General features: G+C 60.9%; 5 protein-coding genes. 3 read left to right on the plus strand and 2 right to left on the minus strand.

From position 1 onward, the window contains the following. Positions 1–105 precede the first annotated feature (105 nt). Positions 106–813 carry a hypothetical protein gene (locus ASO19_RS02870; RefSeq protein ID WP_103765352.1) on the plus strand — a complete coding sequence of 236 codons (708 nt, stop codon included), beginning with the start codon at positions 106–108 and terminating at the stop codon, positions 811–813. Then, entirely contained in the window at positions 810–2,711 is a 1,902-nt protein-coding gene (locus tag ASO19_RS02875; RefSeq protein WP_103765353.1) for a ShlB/FhaC/HecB family hemolysin secretion/activation protein, read from the plus strand. Before ASO19_RS02870 ends, ASO19_RS02875 begins: the two co-directional genes overlap by 4 nt. On the opposite strand, the gene hemA is transcribed toward ASO19_RS02875, so the two are convergent. Next, complete coding sequence (gene hemA / locus ASO19_RS02880; RefSeq protein ID WP_043560936.1) at positions 2,708–3,916, minus strand: 5-aminolevulinate synthase; 1,209 nt, start codon at positions 3,914–3,916, stop codon at positions 2,708–2,710. The genes ASO19_RS02875 and hemA overlap by 4 nt on opposite strands. Before the next feature lie 196 nt (positions 3,917–4,112). Here hemA and ASO19_RS02885 point away from each other — a divergent pair, with 196 nt between their 5' ends. After that, positions 4,113–5,378 (plus strand): MFS transporter, encoded by a 1,266-nt coding sequence (locus tag ASO19_RS02885; protein WP_086431179.1) that lies wholly within the window; start codon positions 4,113–4,115, stop codon positions 5,376–5,378. Between the two features lie 114 nt (positions 5,379–5,492). On the opposite strand, the gene ASO19_RS09040 is transcribed toward ASO19_RS02885, so the two are convergent. Beyond that, the coding region (locus tag ASO19_RS09040) for an autotransporter outer membrane beta-barrel domain-containing protein (RefSeq protein WP_146046905.1) at positions 5,493–8,337 on the minus strand (2,845 nt) is incomplete at its 5' end.

The raw sequence follows: 8,337 nt of genomic DNA on the forward strand, positions 1-8,337 counted from the left end.
TGTTCCCACTTCCCCGAAATACTTTGCCACTCATGAAAGATACTTTATACATCCCCTGTCCGTGAACGGCTGCATTGTCTGTCCACCAAGGGGGGGTCATCTGTCATGGGTGCCTGCACCACAGCCATTCTGACCAGAATCCTGCCTGCCCTGCTGGCTGGCGGTGTACTGTATGTCTCTGCTCCCCGGTCAGCATTGGGCCAGAGCACACCGGTGGCCGGTTATTCCCCGGGCGCCCGGAGCGCAACCACCGCCAACACGATGCTCGACAGTGTCGTGGGCAACACCCATTCCCCCATAAAGAACCAGACCAGCCTTACCGGGGAACTTTACCATATTGCAGCGGATGGCACGGTCACAGCGCCCAACGGGCTGCTTGTCTCTCCCGGCGGGTGCCAGACACCGGGCACGGCCCATCTGCCAACCTCCATGAAAACTGCAGGGCCACACACGCCGTACCGCTTCGGCACGCTGAGACACGGCAAAGGGTTCGAGACGGTAACCATCGGAGTCAGCGCCCAGCCCGACCTGACCACGACAGACCCCAAGGCGCCCAGGGCACGCCGTGCCACCCTGAATGCCTCCTTCGGCCCGACCGGGCTTTACATTCTCCCGGAACCCTGCGCCCGCACCGGCTCCAGCGACAGCGCCCTGACGCTGGATGCCGCCGCCAGCCTGGCCAGTGCCGACGGGAATGCCTTTACCCTTGCAGGAAACCGCTCCAGCGAAATTCCCGTCAACAAGGCGGAGACCCTGCCTGATGGAGATGTGGAGCTGCGCAACAGTGCTCTCCCCGGTGCTGCTGCCCCGTGACCGTCAGCCCGTTCCGTCTTTTCGCCCTGCCCGTCCTCTCTTTCCCGTCCTGCGGGTCCGCCATGGCTCTGGCGGCCCTGTTTCTACCGGGAACAGCCATGGCCCAGACCATTCCTCCGGCCAGCACCCCCGCCGGGATTCCGGCTACAGCCCTGCCCACCCCCTTGGGGTTTTTCAATCATCATACGATCGGCAGTCCCTCTGCCGATACCAGAGGGACCGAACCGGATACCAGCCGTACACCATCATCCCACCCCATCATCCCTCTCCAGCCGGGGACTGCGGGCCCCAACCCGACCCCGCATCTGGAAGACACTCTCGCCCTGCCCCGCCTCCAGGCCGTCATCCTGCAGCCGGCAGGCCATACAGGCAGCAGAACAGCCCAGCAGCCCATTTCTTCCGAAGGGCTGAAGCTGAGCCACGCACCCGGTCTCTATCGGGTAATCCTCCCCTATATCGGCCATCCTCTGACATTCCAGAAAATGCATGAGCTGACGGGAGCCATCGCCATCTTCTTCCGCCAGCATGACCGGGCCTTCATCAGCATCACCGTACCTCCCCAGCGTGTACACGGGGGCGTGCTGCATATTGATGTCTCGGAATACCGGCTTGATCGCATCACCGTGCATGGCAACCGCTGGACGCCTGCCTGGCAGGTCCGGCAGGCCAGCAACCTCACTCCCAACCAGACCATGGCCCTGACGGCCCTCCAGACAGACCTGGACTGGCTGAACCTCAACCCCTTCCGCACGGCGGACCTCATCTACCGCCCCGGCAGCCACCCCGGCAGCACGGATGTGGACATCAACGTGACAGACCGCTTTCCCGTCTATGGCTATGCCGCCATGAACAATCAGGCGGACCGCTCACTGGGCCGGCTCAACTGGTACACGGGGGCCTCATGGGGCAATGCTTTCGGGCTGGGACAGATACTGACCTACCAGTTCAACCGCACCTTCATGAACCGGTTCGACAACCACACGGGCAGCTGGACCATCCCGCTCCTCGGCCATAATGCCTTGCAGATTTTCGGGAACTATGCCCTCTCCCACCCGACCAGCAACACGCCGGGCCTCATCAACCGGGGTCTCAGCGGGCAGGTTTCACTGCGCTGGCTGCACATGTTCGACCATATTGCCCTTGGCCGGGATGCCGGGCTGGACGGCATGATCCAGCTCGGTTTTGACTGGAAAAACACCCATTCCGACCAGTTCTACCATGCCCACACCATCACGCTCTCCAAAGCCGCCACGGCCCAGTTTGTCGTGGGCTATACAGGGTCCATACAGGACCCGTGGGGGCAGACGCAGATCAACAACCAGTTTTTCTACGGTCCCGGCGGCCTGATGAAAAATGATACGCGGCGAGCCTATGAGAGCATCTTCCCTCTCTCCAGCCCCAATTATGTCTATGACCGGCTGATGCTCACCCGGACACAGAACCTGCCCTACGGCTTTTCTTCCACAACGAAGGTAACATTCCAGCGGGCCAGCAAGAACCTGCTCTATAGTGAACAGCTCATGATCGGCGGCATGGGCAATGCCCGTGGCTATTTTGCCAATACATCCTTCGGCAGCAACGGCAATGCCGTCAGCGAGGAAGTCTTCACTCCCGCTCTCTCCCTGCTCCAGCTGGCTCACCTGCCCACACCGGGACAGCCGGACAGCAACAAGCTTGGCATCTTCTGGGACTGGGCGGACAACCGGCAGGTCCACCATGTGGGCACGGGCGCCCGGGCGGCCACCCTCGCCAGCGTGGGCGCCGACCTTACCGGCAGTCTGAACCAGCACATCAACGTCACTTTTGATGCTGGCATCCGCCTACGCCGCATCCACACGACGGAACTGGCAAACCGTCGTGGGACCTTCTGCGACTTTCAGATTGTCGGAGGCTTTTAAGCCTCCGAACGGGGCAGTTTCAGTTCTGTCCAGAGCGTGTCCAGCGCACTGACCAGAGAGGTCAGCTCCTCTTCCGTATGGAGCGGCCCCGGGGTCAGGCGCAGGCGCTCCGTCCCTCGGGGGACGGTCGGATAGTTGATAGGCTGGAGATAATGGCCGAAGCGCTTCAGCAGGCTGTCCGTCAGCTCACGGCAGAGGGTGGCATCTCCCACCATGACGGGCGTGATGTGCGACTGACCAGGCATGTAGGGGATTTTCACCTCGTCCAGCTTCTTCCGCAACAGGGCCACGGCCTCCCGCTGCCCCTTGCGCTCGGCATCGCTGTGGCGCAGATGCCGGACACTGGCCAGCACACCCGCCGCAATCATCGGCGGCAGGGAGGTGGAGAAAATGAAGCCTGAGCCAAAAGAGCGCACGAAATCACACAGGGCAGCAGAGGCTGCGATATAGCCCCCCACCACGCCATAGGCCTTGCCCAACGTCCCCTCGATGACGGTCAGCCGGTGTTCCAGACCACGCTCCTGCGCTACGCCGCCACCCTGCGGGCCATACATGCCCACGGCATGGACCTCATCCAGATAGGTCATGGCGTTGTAACGGTCGGCCAGATCGCAGATTTCTTCAATCGGAGCAATGTCGCCATTCATGGAATAGACGGACTCGAAGGCGATGATCTTCGGCGTATCCAGAGGCAGCTCTTTCAGCCTGGCCTCAAGGTCTTCAAGATCATTGTGCCTGAAGATGCGTTTCTCCGCACGGGAATGGCGGATGCCTTCAATCATGGAGGCATGATTGAGTTCATCAGACAGCACGACACAGCCTTTCAGCCGTGCGGCCAACGTGCCCAGCGTCACCCAGTTGGAGAGATAACCGGAATTGAAAAGCAGGGCACTTTCCTTGCCATGCAGGGAGGCCAGCTCCTTTTCCAGCAGGACATGATGATGGTTGGTGCCGGAAATGTTCCGTGTCCCGCCTGCACCTGCACCACTTTCATCCAGAGATTTATGGATGGCCTCCAGCACTGCGGGGTGCTGCCCCATACCCAGATAGTCGTTGGAGCACCAGACCGTTACATCACGCCCGACGCCATGGTGGAAGGCTTTGGGAAACCTGCCGACGTGACGTTCCAGCTCCGCAAAATAACGGTAGCTGCCATCAGCCCGGAGGCCATCCAGCGCATTCTGGAACAGGGTATCATAATTCATAGACATTGCTCTCCTCAGGGTCATCAATTTATGGTCCGCCCCCCAGAAAGCAAGGTTTAAACACTGTTATAAACGAAAACATGGTTACAGGACCCATTAAACAGGACTATCTGGCTACAGTTTTTTTACCCACTCCTCTATAGCTGGTGGCTCCATATCTCCCCAGGCGGGGACCATCGTTTGCCGGAGGCCTGTCTTGCCTGTTTCCGCTTCTTCCTCCTCTCCGGGTGGCCGGCCCGGATTCAGCGCCCTGCTGCCTTACTGGCAGGTCACCCTTGCTGCTTTCAGCGGCTGGTTTCTCGATGCCTTTGACCAGACAACCCTGATGTTCACCCTGCCCGACATTGCCCGGGATTTCGGCTGCACGCTGGCCGCCCTTGGCAGTGTCTTTCTGGCACAGGCTCTGGGACGGGCCGTAGGCAACACGGGTTGGGGCTGGCTCTCCGACCGTTTCGGTCGCAAGCCTGCCTTCACGCTCGGCATCCTCTTCTTCGCCCTCTTTGCCGCCCTCACGGGGACAACCCACAGCATCACCACGCTGGTCATCACACAATTCCTGTTCGGGATCGGTTTTGGTGGAGAATGGACGGCCTCCGCCACCCTGCTGATGGAAAGTGTTCCCGGCCCGCTGCGGCCTCTGGCCTCCGCCACCATGATGGCCGGTTACGAAATCGGCTATATGGCAGCGGCCGGAGCACAGGCCCTCATCCTGCCCCATCATGGCTGGCGTGTCATGTTTTTCATCGGGCTGCTGCCTGCCCTGCTCATCTTCTTCATCCGTTTCAGGGTGAAGGAAAGCCCTCTCTGGCTCGCTGCGCAGGAAGAGAAAAAGCGTCAGCACGATCAGGCTCCGGCAGAACCGGCCGCCTCTTTCTGGCAGACTGCCCGGCAGTTCTGGAACGGCGCCGCCTTCCAGGCCATTGCCTTCATGTGTTTTCTGGAGTTCCAGAAGGCCGCCCTCTACACATTCTATCCTGCTATCCTGCGGGACAACCACCATCTCAGCCCCCAGCTCATCTTCTGGCCGGTGGCCCTCTACTGCCTCGGCTCGCTTGCCGGGAAGATCCTCTGCGGGGCACTGGCAACCCGCTTCGGGGAAGGGCTCGTCATGCGGGTGGCGCTCGGAGCTGTCATGCTGCTGATCATCCCCTTCCTCACAGCTGGACCATGGGCCATCCTGCTGGCCTCCGCCTTCTTCATCGGGGCAGCGGCCTCCGGTATCTATGCTCTGGTGCCCCATTATCTCTCCCAGCGCTTCCCCGATGCAGGCCGCAGCGCAGGCATGGGCACCAGCTATGCTGTCGGCTCTCTGGGGCAGGGTGTGGCCGGGCGGCTGGTCCCCTCCCTTGCTCCGCTGCTGGCAGGAGGGTTGCCTGCTGCCGCCATCCTCTGCGTTCTTTCGGGAAGTTTCATCAGCCTCGGCATCACAGTCTTCCGCCCGAAAGACGTGCAGGATTTCTGAACCGTTCCGCCTTCCCTGAAGGCCTTTCTCCCTGGCAGAAGGGCATGAAAAAACGGGGTGGAGCCTGCGCCCCACCCCGTTCCTTCCAGCAGGAGATGTCCCCCGGTCCGCCTCTCAGAAGCGGACCTTGACGGACCCTGTCCCACCACTCTCGGTGGACTGGTTGCCATACTGCCCGATATAGGACAGGTCCAGGTCAACACGCTCGCTCACCCGGGCGGTCACACCAGCCTGCACGACGGCCGCATTTCTGGAAAGCAGCACACCGGCCACATCCATGTCACCGGCACCACTACCCATGGCGAAGGTCTCACGCTGGCGGGAGCCCGTCCGACCAAAGGCATGACGGTATGCAGCGGACAGGTGCGGCATGAAGACCGCCTTGCCAATGCCTACAGTCGTTGCCGTGCGGAAGCCGAAGCTCGAGAAGGTCACACCCGTATCCGTCCCGTGGCTGTGCAGGGCAGCCTCGTTGCCATGCTCACGATAGCTGTCGCTCTGCATGTTCACATAAGCCACGTTCATGAACGGCTCGAACATGCTGCGTTCCCCACGGAACTTGTAACCCAGCTCCCCGAAGCCCTGGGCCGTACCACCCAGATAGCTGCTGCTGAGACGCCCGCCATAATCACCCACGGCAACATGACGATGGGTATTGATGACGTTCCAGCTATAGATGGCCCCGAAGCGGAGATTCAGGCGACCCCAGTGCGTCCCGGCATAGGCACCAATGCTGATATTGTTGCTGTTGGCCGAGGAGGAACGACCACGCTGAACGTTGAACTGGGAATGACCGTAAGAGATCAGCCCGCCAACACGCCAGTTGCTATGGTTGATTGGCCCATCCGCCCCGATGACAAAGCCTGCGGTGTTATGGTGCATGAGGGCAGCATTGCCGTCCCCACTGTTGAAGCCCATGCCACCATAGGCCTGCCCCCACAGGACCGCATGATCGGAATAGCAGGCGCCATCCTTCCTGCGTGTCTTCAGGTCATAGAAGCTCTGGCCATTGTGACCATAGTCACAGTCGGCCGCAGCCAGACGGTTCAGGGCTGCATTGCGGATATAGAAGCTGTCCTGGATCAACCCTGTACGGATGGAGGCGTGAAGCTCACCAGACAGGTTGTTCAGGGCATGACGGGCCTGGTCTTTTGTCAGGACCGTCATGGCCTTGGCCAGATCACTGTTTTCGGAGATATGGTTCAGCCCTTCCCCGGCAGCGATCTCGTTGCGGGTCTGGCCCACATACTCGAAACCATGGATGGAACGACGCAGCATCACATCCACATCATTGCCCTGATAGACAAGACGAGGATCAAGATAGGCGTAATCCTGACCGATATTGGTCTCCAGGTCATCATAATGACCATTCACGCCACCATTGGCCGTCAGCACATGGTAGGCCTGACCATATTTCAGGGCCGTCGGGTCCTTCACCTTCAGAGCCAGCGTACCCCCCTGGAGGTCCGCCTTGCCTGAGACCAGAACCTGGTCAGACTTCAGCTCGCTGTAGGAGAAGCCGTCCGGTGCGACCAGCTGACGCCCGGTCGCCTCATTGCTCCCGCGGATGGACAGGACCGAGCCCTTGGCCATGGTCAGATCACCCATGACATGCAGGGCACCCGCATCTGTCTCGTTGCCAGCTCCCAGCATACCACCGCTGGACACGACCGTGCTGCCCACGGAGCCATTACCGGCCAGAACGGCACCATGCTGCACGGTCATGGCAGAATGGCCCATGTTGCCATCAACAATCATGTCTCCGGACTGGATGTCCGTCGGACCACTGAAGCCGGAACCATCACCAGCAAACGTGAGCACCCCGGTGCCCGTCTTGGTCAGGGCATGATCACCGGCACTGCCATCATCCGTCAGGACGACATTATTGCCCAGTGTCATCCGGTTCTCATCCTGCACGTCGAACACTGCCCCCTTGGAGCCGATGGCCGTATTCACGTTGCTGGTCAGATCAGAACCCTTGATGTTCTGGAGCGTACCGCCATCCAGCGTCAGCTGGGCCTTGGCACCCTCTTCGGCCACCAGGCCGGGCTTGCCGTCAACATCACCAGCACTCAGCCTGCTGCCACTCAGCACATCGAGTCTGGCGTCGGTGCCATCAGCCGGAGCTGTCTCCGCTTTGGCAAACACGACCGGACCATGGCTGTGGAGAGCTGCACCATCAGAGAGGCTGACGTCACCCGCCTTGCCTGCACCAATCTTCACACTACTGTCTGTCGTCAGCTGAGCCTTCGCCCCGGCCAGAGCCAGCGTACCACCAGCCACGGAGACAGGCCCCCCAAGATGGGACTGGTCTGTCAACGTCTCATGACCACCGGAAAGTGTCAGCCCGCCATTGCCGGACAGGGACCCGGCATAGGTATCCTTGGCATTGGTCAGAGTCAGGGTGCCATTGAGAACACCATTTCCAGACCCGGCAAGGGAGCCGGCATCAGAACCATGATCCGTGACGCTGAAAGATCCGCCATTGGCCGCCAGCGCCCCGGCAATCTGGTTCCCGTCAAGGGTCAGGTCACCCTTGCTGTTGGTGACATCACCCGTGACATGGTTGCCTGCACCCAGCGTCATGCTGCCGCTGTTGTCCGCAGAGGCCAGAGTGCCACCCGTCGCCTTGAAGGTCGCCCCGTCAGCGTTGGTCACGTGACCAGCCGTGCTGTCCGCCAGAGAGGCCGTACCAGCCTGGTTGGCAACATCGGCCAGCGTGGCGTTCTGTGCCGTCAGCTGACCATGGTTGGCCGTCGTCCCGGCAATCTGGTTCCCGTCAAGGGTCAGGTCACCCCTGCTGTTGGTGACATCACCCGTGACATGGTTGCCTGCACCCAGCGTCATGCTGCCGCTGTTGTCCGCAGAAGCCAGAGTGCCACCCGTCGCCTTGAAGGTCGCCCCGTCAGCATTGGTCACGTGACCAGCCGTGCTGTCCGCCAGAGAGGCCGTACCAGCC

Origin of the sequence: Parasaccharibacter apium (assembly GCF_002917995.1) — a bacterium.
Taxonomy (GTDB): domain Bacteria; phylum Pseudomonadota; class Alphaproteobacteria; order Acetobacterales; family Acetobacteraceae; genus Bombella; species Bombella apis.